The 17,582-nt window shown below is 73.8% G+C and carries 17 protein-coding genes; 12 read left to right on the plus strand and 5 right to left on the minus strand.

Annotation, left to right across the window (positions count from 1 at the left end):
- The first annotated feature begins 42 nt into the window (after positions 1-42).
- Both ACFY9V_RS21240 and ACFY9V_RS21245 read left to right on the plus strand, forming a co-directional pair.
- On the plus strand, positions 43-387 hold the full coding sequence (locus ACFY9V_RS21240; RefSeq protein WP_391043302.1) for a hypothetical protein: 345 nt from the start codon (positions 43-45) through the stop codon (positions 385-387).
- Between the two features lie 204 nt (positions 388-591).
- Positions 592-1,245: a sigma-70 family RNA polymerase sigma factor gene (locus ACFY9V_RS21245; protein ID WP_391162395.1), complete on the plus strand. Its 654-nt coding sequence runs from the start codon at positions 592-594 to the stop codon at positions 1,243-1,245.
- Positions 1,246-1,301: 56 nt separating this feature from the next.
- Here the strand turns inward: ACFY9V_RS21245 and ACFY9V_RS21250 are convergent, their stop codons facing one another.
- A complete protein-coding gene (locus ACFY9V_RS21250; RefSeq protein ID WP_355337766.1) occupies positions 1,302-2,282 on the minus strand; it encodes an RNA polymerase sigma-70 factor in 981 nt (326 codons plus the stop codon).
- Positions 2,279-3,211, minus strand: coding sequence for an NAD(P)-dependent oxidoreductase (locus ACFY9V_RS21255; protein ID WP_355337763.1), 933 nt, complete (start codon positions 3,209-3,211; stop codon positions 2,279-2,281). The genes ACFY9V_RS21250 and ACFY9V_RS21255 overlap by 4 nt, the downstream gene beginning before the upstream one ends.
- Positions 3,212-3,377: 166 nt before the next feature.
- Here ACFY9V_RS21255 and ACFY9V_RS21260 point away from each other — a divergent pair, with 166 nt between their 5' ends.
- The 5 genes from ACFY9V_RS21260 (at position 3,378) to ACFY9V_RS21280 (ending at position 7,950) form a co-directional block, all read left to right on the plus strand.
- A complete protein-coding gene (locus ACFY9V_RS21260; protein WP_391162396.1) occupies positions 3,378-3,554 on the plus strand; it encodes a hypothetical protein in 177 nt (58 codons plus the stop codon).
- Between the two features lie 24 nt (positions 3,555-3,578).
- Positions 3,579-4,535 carry a pseudouridine synthase gene (locus ACFY9V_RS21265; protein WP_391162397.1) on the plus strand — a complete coding sequence of 319 codons (957 nt, stop codon included), beginning with the start codon at positions 3,579-3,581 and terminating at the stop codon, positions 4,533-4,535.
- A 186-nt stretch (positions 4,536-4,721) separates the two neighbouring features.
- The gene (locus tag ACFY9V_RS21270) at positions 4,722-6,398 is read left to right on the plus strand and encodes a SpoIIE family protein phosphatase (protein ID WP_391162398.1); all 1,677 of its coding nucleotides are present in this window, start codon (positions 4,722-4,724) and stop codon (positions 6,396-6,398) included.
- Positions 6,395-7,543, plus strand: a complete 1,149-nt coding sequence (locus tag ACFY9V_RS21275) for a cobalamin-dependent protein (RefSeq protein ID WP_391043289.1) — start codon at positions 6,395-6,397, stop codon at positions 7,541-7,543. The genes ACFY9V_RS21270 and ACFY9V_RS21275 overlap by 4 nt, the downstream gene beginning before the upstream one ends.
- Positions 7,540-7,950: an STAS domain-containing protein gene (locus ACFY9V_RS21280; RefSeq protein WP_391162399.1), complete on the plus strand. Its 411-nt coding sequence runs from the start codon at positions 7,540-7,542 to the stop codon at positions 7,948-7,950. Before ACFY9V_RS21275 ends, ACFY9V_RS21280 begins: the two co-directional genes overlap by 4 nt.
- 81 nt (positions 7,951-8,031) lie before the next feature.
- On the opposite strand, the gene ACFY9V_RS21285 is transcribed toward ACFY9V_RS21280, so the two are convergent.
- Entirely contained in the window at positions 8,032-8,832 is an 801-nt protein-coding gene (locus tag ACFY9V_RS21285; RefSeq protein WP_391162400.1) for a VOC family protein, read from the minus strand.
- 339 nt (positions 8,833-9,171) lie between these two features.
- Between ACFY9V_RS21285 and ACFY9V_RS21290 the strand changes: the two genes are divergently transcribed.
- Complete coding sequence (locus ACFY9V_RS21290) at positions 9,172-9,387, plus strand: hypothetical protein (RefSeq protein ID WP_188279703.1); 216 nt, start codon at positions 9,172-9,174, stop codon at positions 9,385-9,387.
- 114 nt (positions 9,388-9,501) lie between these two features.
- Here ACFY9V_RS21290 and panD read toward each other — a convergent pair whose 3' ends face one another.
- Positions 9,502-9,924: an aspartate 1-decarboxylase gene (panD, locus tag ACFY9V_RS21295; protein ID WP_391162401.1), complete on the minus strand. Its 423-nt coding sequence runs from the start codon at positions 9,922-9,924 to the stop codon at positions 9,502-9,504.
- A 222-nt stretch (positions 9,925-10,146) separates the two neighbouring features.
- Here panD and ACFY9V_RS21300 point away from each other — a divergent pair, with 222 nt between their 5' ends.
- The 4 genes from ACFY9V_RS21300 to ACFY9V_RS21315 all read left to right on the plus strand — a co-directional run bounded on the left by ACFY9V_RS21300 (position 10,147) and on the right by ACFY9V_RS21315 (position 14,793).
- Positions 10,147-10,359, plus strand: a complete 213-nt coding sequence (locus ACFY9V_RS21300) for a heavy-metal-associated domain-containing protein (RefSeq protein ID WP_188279701.1) — start codon at positions 10,147-10,149, stop codon at positions 10,357-10,359.
- 92 nt (positions 10,360-10,451) lie between these two features.
- Positions 10,452-12,737: a heavy metal translocating P-type ATPase gene (locus ACFY9V_RS21305; RefSeq protein WP_391162402.1), complete on the plus strand. Its 2,286-nt coding sequence runs from the start codon at positions 10,452-10,454 to the stop codon at positions 12,735-12,737.
- Positions 12,738-12,765: 28 nt separating this feature from the next.
- The gene (locus ACFY9V_RS21310; protein WP_391162403.1) at positions 12,766-13,947 is read left to right on the plus strand and encodes a DNA glycosylase AlkZ-like family protein; all 1,182 of its coding nucleotides are present in this window, start codon (positions 12,766-12,768) and stop codon (positions 13,945-13,947) included.
- Positions 13,948-14,079: 132 nt separating this feature from the next.
- The gene (locus ACFY9V_RS21315) at positions 14,080-14,793 is read left to right on the plus strand and encodes a rhomboid-like protein (protein ID WP_355337739.1); all 714 of its coding nucleotides are present in this window, start codon (positions 14,080-14,082) and stop codon (positions 14,791-14,793) included.
- Here ACFY9V_RS21315 and ACFY9V_RS21320 read toward each other — a convergent pair.
- Positions 14,777-17,356, minus strand: a complete 2,580-nt coding sequence (locus ACFY9V_RS21320) for a D-alanyl-D-alanine carboxypeptidase (RefSeq protein ID WP_391162404.1) — start codon at positions 17,354-17,356, stop codon at positions 14,777-14,779. The genes ACFY9V_RS21315 and ACFY9V_RS21320 overlap by 17 nt on opposite strands.
- Positions 17,357-17,582 lie beyond the last annotated feature (226 nt).

A 17,582-nucleotide genomic window follows, 5' to 3' on the forward strand; every position in this document is an offset into this window, starting at 1 on the left:
ACCCGCACGACAACGCGCACGGCCACACGTACGGCCACACGTATGACACCGCCTACGTCACCGCGTACGGCCTCCCGCCCGGCCGCCCTCCTCGGCGCCGCCCTGACCGCCGCCGTCCTCGCGCTCGCGCTCACCTCCTGCGCCGCCGACCGGCACACGGGAGCGCTGGTCACCGGCCCCGCGAGCCCGCGTCCGACCTGCCGCGTCCACCAGGCGACGCTGCCCGACCGCGACTACACGGCGGGCAAGAACAGCGACCCGATGGCCGTACTGTCGATGCTCCGCTACTACACGGCCCAGCACGCGCTGCCCTATTGCGACGGAAAACCGGCCAGCCGTCAGGACGACGCCTGGGACACCCTCTACGGCGACCTCACCCGGCGCTGAGCGCGCCACCGGCCCCCGACTCCGCCCATGACCCCGGCGGACGGCCGACGGGCGCCACGTCAGGGCGCCCGCACATCCGTACGTCCGTACCCCCTTTCCAGGTGGCCATCGGGCGGAGCGGCCATACCTGAGGACCGGGGCCACGAACTCCCCTTGGTCCGCACGGCACCCGGTTCAGCACCGGGCGCTGAGGAGGTGAGCCGAATGCCGGACGCAGGTCCGACGCGTCTCCCGTCGCCGCCGGAGGCGGAGTGCTGGGAGAGCGACGGCCTCGAACAGCACATGCTGGCGGCGGGACGCGGCGACCAGGAGGCGTTCACCGCGCTGTACACGCTGCTCTTTCCCATGGTCAGGTCGCTGGTCCAGCGGCGGGTGCGGCTGCGCGCCGAAGCCGAGGACATCGCCCAGGACGTCATGGCCGAGGTGTGGGCGAAGGCGTCGCTGTACCGGCCGGAGCAGGGGAGCGTACGCGGCTGGGTCGTCACCATCGCGCACCGCCGTGCCGTCGACTGGATCCGGCGCAACGCCGTACTGCTGCGCAGTGAGGACCTGGCGGCCCGCAGGACGCGGCTGCCGGCCGGCGACAACGTCCTGGACATCGTCGAGCGGCGCATGAGGCAGGCGGCGGTGCGGCGCGGGGTGAGCGTGCTGACCGATCTGCAACGGGAGGCGATCCACCTGGCGTTCTACGCCGAGCGCAGCCACCAGGAGGTCGCGGAGACGCTCGGCATCCCGCTGGGCACGGCCAAGTCCCGTGTCCGCAGCGCCCTGACGCGTCTGCGCCGCGACCTCGGTCTCGACCTGGACCTGAACCTGAACCTGAACCTGGATCTGAACCTCGACCCGGACCGCAAGTGACGGCGCGGGACGGCGGACACGGGACGGCGGACACGGGACGGCAAGGGCGGGGGGCGTTACGGGCGGCGGGCCGCGTTCCACTCGCGGTAGACCGCCCACGCGTCCCCGACCGGGCCCAGGTGCCCGAGCTTGTCGGGGTTGCTGACGGAGTTGATCATCTGGATCCGGCCGTCGAGCACGTCCAGCGTCCACACGTTGAGCACCTTGCGGTCGCGGTCGCGGAAGATCATGCCGGGCTGGCCGTTGATCTCGTGGGACTCGACGGTCACGTCGATGCGGAAGAACCAGGGGAAGGTGGTGGCGAGCAGGCGCGTCACGTTCTCGACGCCGCTGATGGCGCGGGCGAACTGCGGGGTCTTGCCGCCGCCGTCGCCGACGACCTGGACGTCCGCGGCGAGCACGTCGCGCAGGGCCTCGACGTCGCCCTCGCGCAGCGCGTCGAAGAACCGTCCCGCCAGCCTCTCCCGCTCCCGCCGGTCGGCCTCGAAGCGCGGGCGGCCCTCGTCCATGTGCCGCCTGGCGCGTACCGCGAGCTGACGGCAGGCGGCCTCGGAGCGGCCGACGGCGGAGGCGACCTCGGGGAAGCCGAAACCGAAGACCTCGCGCAGCACGAAGACGGCGCGCTCCAGCGGGCTGAGCCGCTCCAGCAGCAACAGGGCGGCCGTCGAGACGGAGTCGGCCAGTTCCGCCGAGCGCGCCGGGTCGTCGTAGGGGTCGGCGAGCAGCGGCTCCGGCAGCCACTCCCCCACGTACTCCTCGCGCCGGAAGCGGGCGGAGCGCAGCACGTCGATGGAGACGCGGGTGACGGCGGCCGACAGGTACGCCTTGGGCGAGGCGGGCGAGGTCCCGGCGGCCTCGTAGCGCAGCCAGGTGTCCTGGACCGCGTCCTCCGCCTCGCTCACGCTGCCCAGGATCCGGTACGCGATCGAGAACAGCAGGGGCCGCAGGTCCTCGAACTCCCCCGCCCGCGCCGCACCGGACCGTGCCCCGTCAGACCGTGCCGAACCCTGCCCCTGCCGCGCATCCGCCCGCGTCACTTCAGCCCCTTCTCGAACCCCTCGCGCCACGACGAGTAGCGCGGCTCCCAGCCCAGTTCCCGCCGGGCCTTGGCATTGGAGAAGCCGCGGCCCTCGGTCATCATCGTCACCGCCACCTCCCCGGCCAGCAAACGGGCCAGCCACGCGGGCACCCGCATCGGCCGTTTCGCGCCCGCGCACCGGGCCAGATACGGCAGCCACTCGGCGGCCGGCGCCGGTTCGTCGTCGACGACGTTGAACAGGCCGGTCGCGCGCCGCTCGACGGCCAGGGCGGTGGCGCTCGCCGCGTCGTCCAGGTGGATCCACGAGGTGTGGCCCGCGCCGGCGCCGACGAGCGGGAGCTGCCGCTTGCGCAGGAGTTCGACCATGTCGTCGGTGACGCCGGGGCCGTAGAAACTGCCGTAGCGCATGACCGCGCCGCCGAAGTCCGCCACCACGTCCTCGACGTGCCGGATCGCCCGCATCCCCGCCTGCGCCGCCGTCCCCTCCATCAGGTCGAGCGGGTCCTGTTCCGTCTTGACCCAGCCGCCCTCGCGGACGCCGTTCCAGGAGGCGTAGCCCTGGGCGACGACGTGGCGCACGCCGGTCGCCTGGGCCGCCGCCAGCAGGTGGTCGGTGCCTTCGGTGCGGAGCCGGATGGTGGGGGCGAACCAGCGGTCCATGTGCTTGAGGTCGGGCTTGCCCGCGTGCGCGGTGGCGATCGCCGTCATCTGGTGCACGATGACGTCCGGCCGCGCCGTGGCCACCGCCTCGCCGACCGACGCCGCGTCAAGGCCGTCCATCACGACGCCGTCGGCGCCCAGCGCCTTCAGCGAGTCCAGTTTGGCCGCGCTCGTCGTGGTGGCCGTCACCTGGTGGCCCCCGTCCACGAGCAGCGGCACCAGCCGCCGCCCCAGTACCCCGCTCCCGCCTGCCACGAACACCCGCATGACCGCCACCGTCCTCGCGTTCCGGTCGTCCCCGGCTCATCGCGGGGCTCTCCCTCACGGGACGGGACAGCGCGGGCGCCTGTGACACGCGAGGGACGGTGCGGGTGTGCGAGGTGTGCGGGGGAATGTCAGTGCGGCTTGATAGGGATCTTGATAGGGATGGGGCATGACTGAGCGTGTGACGATCCATGACGTCGATCGAGGGCTGCCGTCGATCGCGGGGCTGCGGGATGTGTGCCGGGCGTCGGCCGCGTTGGAGGTCGTGCGGTATCCGGGGGCGGGGGAGGTTCAGGGGGCCGGCCGGGGGGAGCTGGAGCGGATCGGCTACCCGGTCGCGCGCTGACGGGGGGGCGGGGAGGGCGGGGACATGGCACGCAGGGGCGGGCGCAAGGCGCCGCCGTCGCCGTTGGCGCAGCGGGACGGCGTGGACCCGGTGCGGTTGCGGCTGCCCGGCGGGGGCGGGGAGCCGCCGACGGTGGCGGCGTATCTGCTGGAGCGGTACGCGGGGGCGGTGGGCGCGGAGCGCGTCGGGGCGATGCTGGCCGAGGGGCGTTTCGTGACCGCGGACGGCGGTCCGGTGACGGCGGGGACGGCGTACGAGGCGGGCGCGTACGTATGGTTCCACCGCGATGTGGCACCGGAGACGGCCGTGCCGTTCGAGGTGAGGGTGGTGTACCGCGACGAGCGGATCGTGGTGGCGGACAAGCCGCACTTCCTGGCGACGACTCCGCGCGGGCGGCACGTGACGGACACCGCCCTGGCGCGGCTGCGGCGCGACTGCGGGCTGCCCGAACTGTCGCCCGCGCACCGGCTCGACCGGCTGACGGCGGGCCTGGTGCTGTTCGTGGTCCGCCCCGGGGACCGGGGCGCGTACCAGACGCTCTTCCGGGACCGCCGGGTGCGCAAGGAGTACGAGGCGGTCGCCGCGTACGACCCGCGGGTGGAGCTGCCCAGGACGGTACGGAGCCGGATCGTGAAGGAGCGCGGGCGGATCGCGGCGTGGGAGGAGCCGGGGCCGCCGAACGCGGAGAGCCGGGTCGAACTGCTGGAGCGGCGCGGTGCGCGGGGCCGCTACCGGCTGCTGCCCGCGACGGGCCGTACCCACCAGTTGCGGCTGCACATGAGCGCGCTCGGCCTGCCGCTGCTGTACGACCCGGTGTATCCGCGGGTGCTGCCGGAGCCCGAATCGGAGGGCGGCCGGGAGGACTTCACCCGGCCGCTGCAACTGCTCGCGCGGGCGCTGGAATTCACCGATCCGGTGACCGGACGGGCGCTGCGGTTCGACAGCGCGCGGGAGCTGGCGGCGTGGCGCGAGGCCCTGTGACCGGTCGGCCACGCTCCGGTGGGCTGGTTGCGGGGCCGCGGGGAAGTACGGGATGGTTGCTGGACGGCAACGGTCTTCTGGTCGCCGTACGCAACTGTCCCCTAGTCGATGAGGTGAGGGATTCGCTCAGCGGATCCTGAATGTGTGGTTGGTTCCGTCACGACGGCAGCCGGTGCGGACGCACCGGTGAGCGTTTCGAGGAGCGACACTCCGTACCCCCTGCTGGCGCCCTACCCGGTGCTCGTGGTCGAGGCCGACGGCAGGCTGATACTCGCGAACGAGGCGGCGGGGGTTCTGCTGCCGGGGGCCGGGAAAGGGGTGGCGCTCGCGGACGTGGCGCCACCGTGGCTGTCGCGGGCACACGAAACGCTGCACGCGCCGACGGAGGAATCCCCGGGCACGGACGTGGCCGCCACCGCTGACGTGGACGTTGCCGCGACCGCTGACGTCGACGTGGCCTGGGGTGCGGTCGGCGGGCGCACCTTCGAGGCGCATCCGACGGTGCTGGCCGACGGAAGCGCCGTGTGGTGGCTGGTCGAGGACACCGACCGGCGGCTGGCGCGCGAGGCGTTGCGCATGGAACGCGAGCGCACCGAATTCCTCAGCCGTTCGTCCAACCTGCTGCTCTCCTCGCTCAACCTGGACCGGTGCATGGACGTCACCGCGCAGATGGCCGCCGAGCACCTGGCCGACGCCGCCATGGTCATCGCCCCGTCGCGGGCGAACCGGCTGCCGGTGGTCTTCTGTGTGCGCGGCGGCAGCCCCTCGCAGTCGCACCTGGGCGTCGATCCGGACGAAGTGCCGGGGCTCGGCGAGGCGTTGCGCGGCTTCCCGCCGGTGCCCTCGCGCTGGCTCGACCCGGCGACGGCCCCCTCCTGGCTGGTGCCCGAGGGCTTCGGGCCGGTCGGTTCGATAGTGATCACCCCGCTGCCGGGGCACGGGGTGTCGGCGGGCGCCCTCGTCCTGCTGCGGCGCTCGGAGACCGACGCCTTCACCGAACGCGAAGAGGTCTTCGCCCGGCTGTTCGCCGCGCGCGCGGGCGCCGCCATGTCGGCGGCCCGGCTGTACGCGGAGCAGTCGGCGATCACCGAGGTCCTGATGCGGGAACTGCTGCCGCCGTCGCTGCACCAGGTCGGCGGGGTGGACTTCGCCGGCGGCTACCGGCCCTCGCAGGACCATGAGCGGATCGGCGGGGACTTCTACGACGTGCACCCGTCGGTGACCGAGGGCGAGGCGTCGCTGGCGGTGCTGGGCGATGTGTGCGGCAAGGGCCTCGAGGCGGCCGTGCTGACCGGCAAGATCCGCAACACCCTGCACGCGCTGCTGCCCATGGCCGACGACCACCAGCGGATGCTCAGCCTGCTGAACACGGCGCTGCTGAACTCCCACCACACCCGCTTCGCGACGCTGATCCTTGCCTCCGCGCTCCGCGACGGGCACCAGGTGCGGCTGCGGCTGACCAGCGCGGGACACCTCGCGCCGCTGATCGTGCGGGCCGACGGCGAGGTGGAGCAGGCCGACACCAAGGGCACCCTGGTCGGCGCGATCCCCGACGCCGTCTCCCGTACCGTCACGCTGTCCCTGGCGCCCGGCGAGACCTGCGTGCTGTACACGGACGGGATCACCGAGGCGCGCGGCGGCCCCCTGGGCGGTGCGCTGTTCGGCGAGAAGCGGCTGCGGCGCGTGTTGTCGGAGTGCGCGGGCATGCCCGCGGAAGGAATCGTGGAGCGGGTCCAGATGCTCGCCGCCGAATGGGTCGGCACGGGGCGTCACGACGACATGGCCGTCGTCGTGATCTCCGCGCCCCGGACGCACCACCTGAGTGCGGTGAACGGCCGTACTCGGGGCAGGTACACAGCGTGAGCACCGACACCGAGCCGACCGCACCCTCGTCGCACTCCGCGTCCTCGCCGCCCGCCCCGCCGTCCGGAGCCCGCTCCGGACCTGATCAGGGGCTCGGGCGGCGCGTGACGGAGCTGTGGGAGGCCGTCGCGCACGGCGACGAGCACGCGGCGGCCGGTGTGGTGCTCGGCGCGCTGGACACGGGGGTGGACGCGGAGAGCGTGCTGCTCGACCTCATCGCGCCCGTGCAGGGCAAGGTGGGCGAGGAGTGGGCGGCCAACCGGCTGAGCGTCGCCGAGGAGCACGCCGCCACCGCGATCAACGACCGGGCGGTGGCGGCGCTGTCCCTGCACCCCGCCGCCCGTACCGAACCCTGGCGGGGCAGGATCACGGTGGCCTGCGTCGAGGGCGAGTGGCACGCGCTGCCCGCCCGGATCCTGGCCGAGGTGCTGAAGCTGCGCGGCTGGCGCGTCGACTTCCTCGGCGCCCAGGTGCCCACCCCGCACCTCATCACCCACCTGCACCGCACCGCGTGCGACGCGGTGGCGCTCTCCAGTTCGCTGGCCACCCGGCTGCCGACCGCGCACGCGGCGATCACCGCCTGCCAGGCCGTCGGGGTGCCGGTCCTCGTCGGCGGCGCCGCCTTCGGCCCGGACGGCCGGCACGCGCGGCTGCTGGGCGCCGACGCCTGGGCCCCCGACGCGCGTACGGCCGCGGAGCGCCTCGCGCGCGGCCCACTGCCGCGCCCGCAGCCCGAGCACCAGCCGATAGACGATCTGCCGCACCTGGCCGACCAGGAGTACACGATGGTCGCGCGCGCCCGTACGGCCCTGGTGCGGACCGTCTTCGGCGGGCTGGAGGCCGCCTTCCCCGCGATGCGCGCGTACAGCGAGCTCCAGCGCGAGCACACCGCGCAAGACCTCGCGCACATCGTGGACTTCCTCACCATCGCCCTCTACACGGGCGACGAGGACCTCTTCGCGGACTTCCTCACCTGGACCGCCGGGATTCTCGCCGCCCGCGGCGTTCCCGCGCACAGCCTGCCGCCCGCGCTGCGGATCCTGTCCGACGAGCTGAAGGACTTCCCGCGCGCGGTCCGGATACTCCGGCTCGGCACCGACTGTCTGACCTCGTCCGCACTCACCACCGCCAGGACCACCGCATGACCACGATTCCCCCGAGCCATCTGCGGCTGACGGCCGTCGACACCGAGACCACCGTGCGGATCGAACTGCACGGCGACCTCGACTACGACAACGCCGACCGGCTGCTGGCCGTCGTCAGCGACAAGATCGCCGACAATCCGCGCCTGGCGGACCTGCACCTGCACTGCGCCGGGCTCGGCAGCACGGACTCCAGCGGGCTCTCGGCGCTGCTGATGATCCGCCGCCGCACCGACGAGGCCGGTGTCCGGCTCCACCTGGACGACCGGTCCTCCGCGCTGGAGCGGCTGCTGACGATCACCGGCACGCTCGCCCATCTGACGGCGCTCCCCGCGACCGGGGCCGGTGCAGCGGAGCCGTCCGCCGCCGATCAGGCCGCCCCTTCCACGGGCCAGGACCCGCGGGCCTGAGAGCCGCGCGGGCCGGGCATGCTGTGTGGCGGCTTTGCGGGAGGCTGTAAGGGCTTCGCGGGCTCTACGGGCCGTACGGGCTCAGGACGTCATCGAGGCCGCCGGGGTGAGCACGGCGAAGAACGCGCCCTCGGGGTCGGTCAGCAGGGCGAGGCGGCCGACGCCCGCCATGTCGGTGGGGGGCAGGAGGGCCGTGCCGCCGCCCTCGGTGGCCCTGGCGACGACGGCGTCGCAGTCGTCGACGCCGAAGTAGGGCTGCCAGTAGGCCGTACCGGTGGGGAGCAGGTCGGGGCCGAGCTGGAGGATGCCGCCGTGCGAGCCGTCCTGGCCGCCGCCGGAGCGGGACACCACGGTGTAGACGTCGGCGGACGCGTCGCCTGGCAGCGGCATGTCCTCGTAGTCCCAGGCCAGGACCGCGGCGTAGAAGTCCTTGGCGCGCTGGGCCCGCGGTGTGTACAGCTCCGTCCAGCACAGGCCCCAGGGGCCGACGTGGTCCAGGCCCTTGTTGGTGCCGGGCTGCCAGACGCCGAATTCGCCGCCGGTCGGGTCGGTGTAGGAGGCGAGGCGGCCCTGGTCGAAGACGTCCATCGGCGGCACCCGTACGGTGCCGCCGTTCTCCTCGACGGCCGCCGTGGTGGCGTCGGCGTCGGCGGTCTCGAAGTAGACCGTCCAGGCCGGGTGGGCGCCGGTGTCCTGGAGCGGGCCCAGCGCGGCGACCGTCGCGCCGTCCCGCACGAAGGTGCCGTACCCGCCGGACGCGGGGCCGCCCGGTTCGAATTCCCAGCCGAAGAGCGAGCCGTAGTACGCGGCGGCGGCCGTGGTGTCGCGGCTGCCCAGGTCGATCCAGTCGGGCGCGCCGGGCACGTAGTCGTTGGTGAGCATGGGTGCCTTCCTCCTGGAGCTGTCGTGCGGTGGCCGGGCGGATCGGAGCCGTCCGGGCGGATCGGAGGCGTCGGGCGGATCAGGGATGCCGGGCGGATCGCAGGCGCGGGGCGGATCGGGCGGGTGCCGGGCGGATCGGGCGGGTGCCGGGCTTTTTGTCCGATTGGGACGCAGTGTCCTCTCTCACACCCAGCATGGCAGCCGGTCCCGACAATCGCCGTTCGTGCGCAGGTCACCGCCTTGGCGGGTGAAACGGAAGGCGCCGTGCCGCATCGACACGGTCACGCGCGGTGTTTAACGGATTCGGGATTGTCAGTGCCGCCGTCTACTGTGGTTCACATGTACGGGGGAAGTCTCGATCAAGCGAACGCGGCCCTGCGCGCTTATGTGCAGGAGCACGGCGACCGGCCTTGGACGGCCGAAGAGCTCACGGAGCTGGCGCGGCTGCGCGCCGAGTGGACCGCCGCCGCGCGGGGTACCCAGATGCCGATACGCCCGGTCCAGGGCCCGGCCGTCGGCCCGGTGAGCGGCGCGGCGGTCGTCACCGCCGCGTAACGCTCACCGTCGGACACACGGGGCGCGACGCGCCACGAGCGGTCCGCGAACATTCCGCGAACATTCCGCGATCAGCGAGCGGGCCCCGGCACATCAGTGATCCGGCTTCGGCCGTCAGACCCGCGCCACGGCGTGCGGGGGGCGGAGCGTGTCCGCGCCGGGGGTGGGCTCCGACGGGTCGCCGCCGACCGTGATGATCCGGTTGCCGGCGTCCACATGGACGACGGCCGGGCGCAGCGCCCTGGCCTCGGCGTCCTCGACCTGCGCGTAGCTGATCAGGATGACCAGGTCTCCGGGGTGCACGAGGTGGGCGGCGGCGCCGTTGATGCCGATGACGCCGGAGCCGCGCTCGCCCTCGATGACATAGGTCTCCAGCCGGGCGCCGTTGGTGATGTCGACGATGTGGACGAGTTCGCCGGGCAGCAGGTCCGCGGCGTCCATCAGATCGGCGTCGACGGTCACGGAGCCCACATAGTGCAGATCCGCCTGGGTCACGGTGGCCCGGTGGATCTTCGACTTGAACATGGTGCGCAGCACGCTGCCGCCTCCTGGTGAAAGAGCTGGTCGCGTCCCTGCCACGGGTACGCGCCGACGCGTCCAGCCTAGGCGAGCGCCCGGCGCGCCGGGACCGGCGGGGCGCCCGGAGTGCCGAAGATCTCAGCTTCGTGGAATACCCCTAGGGGGTATATGGTTGTTCCCGGCGGACGGAGAAGCACGTCCGCACAAGCAGGCACGCACGCACGTATCGAGGAGAACACCATGAGCGAGGCCGTCTACTCCGTGTCCGGGATGAGCTGCGGTCACTGCGAGTCCGCGATCACCAAGGAGGTCACCGCGATTCCCGGTGTCACCTCCGTCAAGGCGGTCGCCTCGACCGGTCTGCTGACCGTCGCGTCCGAGCAGCCGGTGGACGACGAGTCGGTGCGCGCCGCCGTGGACGAGGCGGGTTACGAACTGGTCGGCCGCGCCTGACCGGCGCTTCGCGGCCTCCACGGCGGGGGCCGGGGGCAGGGGCCGGACGGCGGGAAAGGTACGACGGGGACACGAGGGGAGCGGGAGTGGCCATGACCACGGCGGCGAAGGACGGCGGGACGGCGGCGGCCGAGCAGGCGGTCGAGCTGGAGATCGGCGGCATGACGTGCGCGTCCTGCGCCGCGCGGATCGAGAAGAAGCTCAACCGGATGGACGGCGTCAGCGCCACCGTCAACTACGCGACCGAGAAGGCCAAGGTGGCGTACGCCGAGGGAGTCGCGGTCGGCGATCTCATCGCGACCGTCGAGGCCACCGGGTACACCGCCGCGCTCCCCCCGCCCCCGCTCGCGCCCCCGGCCGACGCCGACGGGACCGCCGCCGGCCCGGCGCGCGACCCCGAATCGGCCTCCCTGCGGGAGCGGTTGATCACCGCCGTCGTCCTCGCCGTGCCGGTCGTCGCGCTGTCGATGGTCCCGGCGCTCCAGTTCGACAACTGGCAGTGGCTGGCGCTGACGCTCGCCTCACCGGTCGTGGTCTACGCGGGCTGGCCCTTCCACCGCGCCGCCTGGACGAATCTGCGGCACGGCGCCGCCACCATGGACACCCTGGTGTCGGTCGGCACCCTCGCCGCGTACGGCTGGTCCCTGTGGGCGCTGTTCTTCGGCGACGCGGGCATGTCCGGCATGAAGGACTCCTTCGACCTCACCGTCTCGCGCGGCGGCGGCAGCGGCCACATCTATCTGGAGGCGGCGGCCGGGGTCACCGCGTTCATCCTGGCCGGGCGGTACTTCGAGGCCCGCGCCAAGCGGAAGGCGGGGGCGGCGCTGCGCGCGCTGCTCGAACTGGGCGCCAGGGACGTCGCGGTGCTCCGCGACGGGCGGGAAGTGCGTATCCCCGTCGGCGAGTTGGCGGTCGGCGACCGCTTCGTCGTACGCCCCGGCGAGAAGATCGCCACCGACGGCGTCGTCCGCGACGGGGGCTCCGCCGTCGACGCGTCGATGCTCACCGGGGAGTCCGTACCGGTCGAGGTCGGGCCCGGCTCGCGGGTCACCGGCGCCACCGTCAACGCGGGCGGGCGCATCGTCGTCGAGGCCGAGCGGATCGGCGCCGACACCCAACTCGCCCGTATGGCACGGCTGGTGGAGGACGCGCAGAACGGCAAGGCCGCCGCGCAGCGGCTCGCCGACCGGATCTCGGCCGTCTTCGTGCCCGTGGTGATCGTGCTGGCGCTCGGCACGCTCGCCTTCTGGCTGCTGACCGGGGAGGGCGCAACCGCCGCCTTCACCGCGGCCGTCTCCGTCCTCATCATCGCCTGCCCGTGCGCGCTCGGGCTCGCCACGCCGACCGCGCTCATGGTCGGCACCGGGCGTGGCGCGCAACTCGGCATCCTCATCAAGGGGCCCGAGGTGCTGGAGTCGACGCGGGCCGTCGACACGGTCGTACTGGACAAGACCGGGACGGTCACGACCGGGTCGATGACGCTGACCGGGGTGCGTGTGTCGGGAGCCGAGGAGGCCGACGTCCTGCGGCTGGCGGGCGCGCTGGAGGACGCCTCCGAGCACCCGATCGCGCGGGCCGTCGCCGCCGGGGCGCGCGAGGCGGCCGGTGAACTGCCGCCGGTCACGGACTTCGAGAACGTCCCCGGCCTCGGTGTGCGCGGTGTCGTCGAGGGCCACGAGGTGCTGGTCGGCCGCGAGCGGCTGCTGAGCGGGCGCGGGCTCGTCCTGCCCGCCGACCTCGCCGAGGCCAAGGCGGCGGCCGAGGCGCACGGCGGCACGGCGGTGATCGTGGGCTGGGACGGGCGGGCGCGGGCCGTGCTCGTCGTCGCCGACGCCGTCAAGCCGACGAGCGCGGAGGCCGTACGGCGGCTGCGGGCGCTCGGCCTGCGGCCGATGCTGCTCACCGGGGACAACGCGGCCGTCGCGGCGGCCGTCGCCGCCGAGGTCGGCATCGACGCCGCCGACGTCTTCGCGGACGTCCTCCCCGAGGACAAGGTCGCCGTCGTCCGGCGCCTCCAGGCCGAGGGGCGCAGCGTCGCCATGGTCGGCGACGGTGTGAACGACGCCGCCGCGCTCGCCCAGGCCGACCTCGGGCTCGCCATGGGCACCGGCACCGACGCCGCCATCGAGGCCGGGGACCTCACCCTGGTCCGCGGTGACCTGCGCGTGGCCGCCGACGCCATCCGTCTCGCGCGGCGCACGCTCGGCACCATCAAGTCCAATCTCTTCTGGGCCTTCGGCTACAACGTCGCCGCTCTGCCGCTGGCGGCGGCGGGGCTGCTCAACCCGATGATCGCGGGCGCGGCCATGGCCTTCTCCTCCGTCTTCGTCGTGGCCAACAGCCTGCGCCTGCGCGGCTTCCGGCCGCTGAGCCGGTAGTGACGGCGGGGCGTGTGAGCATGAGGTCATGAGCGGAACGCGGCGGCGACAGGCCGGGAACGAGGAGCGGCGGGGGCGGCTGGTGCGGCGGCAGCTCCGGGCCGTGGGCACCTGCGAGGAGGTCGCCGACGCGCTCGTGGCGCTGCACGCGACCGATCCGGCGACGGTGTTCCTGACGGTGGCGGCGCGGCTGCGCGAGCCGGGCGACGGCGTCGGGGCGCTGGAGGAGGCGCTGTACGGGGAGACCGGGTCGCTGGTGCGGATGCTGGCGATGCGGCGCACGATGTTCGTCGTGGGCCGGGCGGCGGCGCCGGGGGTGTACGCGGCGGCCGGGCGGCAGATCGCGGCGAAGGAGCGCAAGGGGCTGCTGGCGTTCCTGGCGGAGGGCGGCGGCTGGGACGAGGCGTGGCTGGAAGGCGTCGAGGCGCGGGTGCGCGCGGCGCTCGACGCGCACGGCGAGACCAGCGGCGCGGGGCTGTCGAAGCTGGTGCCCGAGCTGCGCGAGCAGGTGCTGGTGGCGGCGGGCAAGCCGTACGAGGCGCGGCAGAACGTGGCGAGCCGGATCATCAGGACGATGGCCGCCGAGGGCCGGATCGAGCGGCGCAGGCCGGCCGGGTCGTGGACGAGCAGCCAGTTCCGGTGGGCGAACGCCGAGCCGCTGCCCGACGTGCCGGTGGCCGAGGCGCGCGCGGGGGTGGTGAAGGCGTGGCTGGGGGCGTACGGGCCGGGGACGGCGGCCGATCTGAAGTGGTGGACGGGCTGGTCGCTGACGGAGGTGCGCAAGGCGCTCGCGGCGGTCGGCGCCGAGGAAGTGCTGCTGGACGGGGACGCCGTCGGCCACGTACTGCCCGGTGACGCCGGGCCGTCGGCGGACGCGCCGCCGCCCGCCGCGACGCTGCTGCCCGCGCTGGACCCGACGCCCATGGGGTGGCAGGAGCGCGACTGGTTCCTGCCGCGCGAGCACCGCGCGTCCCTCTTCGACCGCTCGGGCAACGTCGGGCCCACCGTGTGGTGGGGCGGCGAGGTGATCGGCGGCTGGGCGCACCGCGCGGACGGCACTGTCGCCTGGCGGCTGCTGGCCGACCGGGGCGCGCGGGCGGCGGACGCGGTCGAGGCGGCGGCGGAGCGTCTCACCGCTTTTCTCGCGGGCGGCGGTGTGACGGTCACACCGCGATTCCGCACCCCTTTGGAGCGCGAACTGTCCGCGTGACCCGGCCGGGACCCGCGCACCCGGCCGGGACCCGCGCACCGGGCCGGGACCCGCGCACCCGCTGGACTCGGTAGGCCGCGCTTACGCGCGGCGCGGCCGTATAAACCTCGCTTTCCGGACAGAATCCGGAGCGTGCATCTCCCCTCACGCCTCTCGCGTGTCACCCGCGCCGTGGCCCGCGCCGTGTGGGCGTACATCCGCAGCGCCCCCGGCACGTACATCTGGCTGGCGATCCTGTTCTTCACCACGGTCGCGATCCACCGGATGGCGCCCGCCACGGTGGACGACTTCCTGCGGCTGCGGTCGACGAACATCCGCAATCTGTCGAGCCAGCCGGTCCGCGCCCTGGTGCGCAGCGCGCTGTGGACCGACGGCGGCGGATGGCTGCCGTACGTGCTGCTCTACACGGTCTTCCACGCCACCGCCGAACGCTGGCTGGGCACCTGGCGGTGGCTCGCGGTCGTGCTGATCGGGCACGTCGCGGCGACGTACATCAGTGAGGGCGTGCTGCTGTGGGCGATCCGGCACGGGCACGCGCCGCAGTCGGCCGCCGAGACCCTCGACGTGGGCGTCAGTTACGGGCTGGCGGCGGTCGAGGCGGTGCTGACCTGGGCGGTCACGATGCCCTGGCGGTACCTGTACGGCGCCTGCGTGCTGCTCTTCTACGGGCTCGCGCTGGGCGAGGGCCGCACCTTCACCGACGTCGGGCACTTCACGTCGGTGCTGCTCGGCCTGGCCTGCTACCCGCTGACACGCGGACGGCCGGGTCGGATCGACCCGGCCGCCGCGTACCGGAGCCTGCGCGGTGCCGCCCGCGGGCGGCTCGGGGTCAGCCGACCCGGGTGAGCTTCGTGCCGAACGACGGCTCGCTCAGGTCGGACTGGAGGACGACCGGCACCGTGGTGCGGGCCGAGCCGGTGCCGAAGCCGATCGTGCCCACCTCGGCGCCGGACGTCGCGGTGTGCGGCAGCCCGTCCTTGAGGGGGGTCAGCGACAGCGTCGTCCTCAGGCCCGGCCAGCCGACGGCCTTCAGGTCCTTGCTCGCCACGACCGGCGTGTGACCGCCGAGCCCGTCGTCCACATAGCCGACGACCTCGCCCTTCTTCACTATCGTCGACGACGTCAGGCCGCCCTGCACGGAGTTGATCAGCTTCTGCGAGTTGACCAGCGCCGCCTGGAGGCTGTCGTAGACGGTCGTGCCGCCGCGCTGCTGGAGGACGACGCCGAGGATCAACTGGTCCTTGCCGTCGACCTTCTTGTTCGCCGCCCACATCAGGGCGCCCCCCGCGGGGGTGCTCGAACCGGTCTTGATGCCGATCACACCCACGTTGACCAGGTCGTTGTTGTTGTTGTAGATCGTGCCGACGCCGGGGATGTCGATGTTCGGCTGCGCGACGACCGACCGGAACACGTCGTTCTTCATGACCTCGCGGGCCAGCTTCAACTGGTCGACGGCGGTGCTCCGCGTGGTCTCCTCGAAGCCGCTCGCGCCGGTGTACGTGGTGTTGGTCATGCCGAGGTCGGCGGCGGCCTTCGTCATCTTCGTGACGAACGCCTCCTGGGTGCCGGAGTCCCAACGCGCCAGCAGGCGGGCGATGTTGTTGCCCGAGGGGATCAGCAGCAGTTGCAGCATCTGCCGCTCGGTGAACTGCTGGCCCTTCTTGACCTGCGCGGTCGACTCGTCGCTCGAACTCGCCTCGTCGGCCGCCTGCGCGTCCACGGGGATCGTCGGACCGGTCTGCTTACCCGTCAGCGGGTGGTCGCGCAGGATCAGATACGCGGTCATCACCTTGGTGACGCTCGCGATCGGCACCGGGGTCTGCGCGCCGTGCACGCCGAGCGAGCCCAGGCCCTCGACCTCGGCCACCGACTGGCCCTGCGACGGCCACGGCATGGACTGCGGCAGCGGCGTGCCGTCGAAGGTGTACGACGAGGCCGCGGTCAGCGCCATCGACGGCGCCGGCAGCGGGCGCAGCGCCTGCACCACGACGAACACGATCGCCAGCAGCACCACCAGCGGGGTCCAGATCTTGAACCGGCGCGCGACCGTCCGCAGCACCGTCTGGCGCGGCGGCGGGGTGTTCGTCAGCTCCGCGAGCAGCTTCAGCGGCGCCTCGGGCTCCGGCGGCACGGGCATCGACCGCGTCCCGTCGGGCCCGGCCGCCGCGCCGTCCGGCGAGGCCGCTGTGGGGGTGCCGATCGCGGACGGGCTCCCGGCGTACGGGGGCAGCGGCGCGCCCCCGGCGGGCTTCGGCGGGGCGGACGGCTGCCCGATCGGGCCCCCGGCCGGACTCTCCGAGGGCTTCACGGGGCCCGTACGCGGCTTGGCGGACGCCGGGGGCGGCTGGGGCGCCTCATAGGGCGCGGAGGCGCCAGAGGGCGCGCTACGGGCTCCTGAGGCGCCTTCCGCGCCCTGCGCCGCCGGGCGCTCGGCGGGGAGATCGGACACAAGCGGGCGCAGGACGGAGGCGCTCCGGGCGCCGGGGCCCTTGGGGGCGTTGTTCTCGGGGGCGTCGTCCTCGGGGGCGCTTTCGGGGGCGTCCTGGGAGGTGTCCTCGGAGGTGTTCCTGGACGCGGAGCTGTCGGAGTCCTCCGGAGCGGCGTCCTCCGCGTCACCGGCAGAGGGCGCGGCGTCCGCCACGTCGTCGGCGGCGTCGGTCGAGGTCGCCGGGGCGGCGTCCTCGGGGTCCGCGGGGTCCGCGTCCTCGGATTCCTGGCCGTCACCGGAGGCCGGGGCCGCGTCCGATACGTCGCCCGGTACGTCGTCGGCGTCGGCCTCGGTCACGCCCTCGGCGTCGTCCACGCCGTCCCCGTCTGCGCCCTCAGCCGTACCGTCACCGGCCGCAGAGCCGCCGGCGGTGGCGCCGGCGCCCAGCAGGCCCCCGCGCCCCCCGACGCGCAGCACGGCGGTGTGCTCGTCGCGCTCCGCCGCGGGCGGCCCGGCCGGCGCGGAGTCTTCCGCTTCCGGACCCGTTTCGGGGTCCGGCCCGTCCTCGGGGGCTTCCCCGGCGGCGGAATCCGGGTCCTGGAGGTCACGATTCGGTTCCGCTTCCGGAGGCAGGACCTCCGGGGTGCGGGGCGCGGGCGGCGTCGTGGACGTAGCCGCGTCGGAGGATTCGTCTACGGCCGCTACGCCGTCCGGCGTATTCGCCGTGGAGGCGGCGGAGGAGGCGGCGGCCGGGTGGGGGCGTGCGCCGGAGCCCGCGGAGTCCGCCGATTCGGGGGGCGCGGAGGGGACGGCTCCGACCGCGGCGCCCGCGTGCTCCTCCCGTACGCCCTCCGCCACGCGTGTCCCGTGCCCCTCGGTGGGCGTCCGGAACACCACCAGCCTCGGATCAGCGGTCGACCGCTCGACCGCCTCCCCCGACGTGCTCTGCCGCTGTTCCCTGCCGGGGGACTCGCCCGCCACGCAGACCTCCTCCACACATCACGAAATGGCCGCACACATCGTGCGGGGGCGGATGCCGAATGGCACCCATACCCCTTCAAAGCTCACACTGGCAGTGTCCCGCCGACAGGCCCGCGACCCGTCCGCGACACCACCGCCCACCCCGTAGACGAGAACGACATACCACCCGGTTCCCGTCGATAAGGCAAAGGCGCTCTCGACAGGCCGGTGTGAGAGGCGTCACCCT

Origin of the sequence: Streptomyces sp. NPDC008317 (assembly GCF_042955955.1) — a bacterium.
Taxonomy (GTDB): Bacteria; Actinomycetota; Actinomycetes; order Streptomycetales; family Streptomycetaceae; genus Actinacidiphila.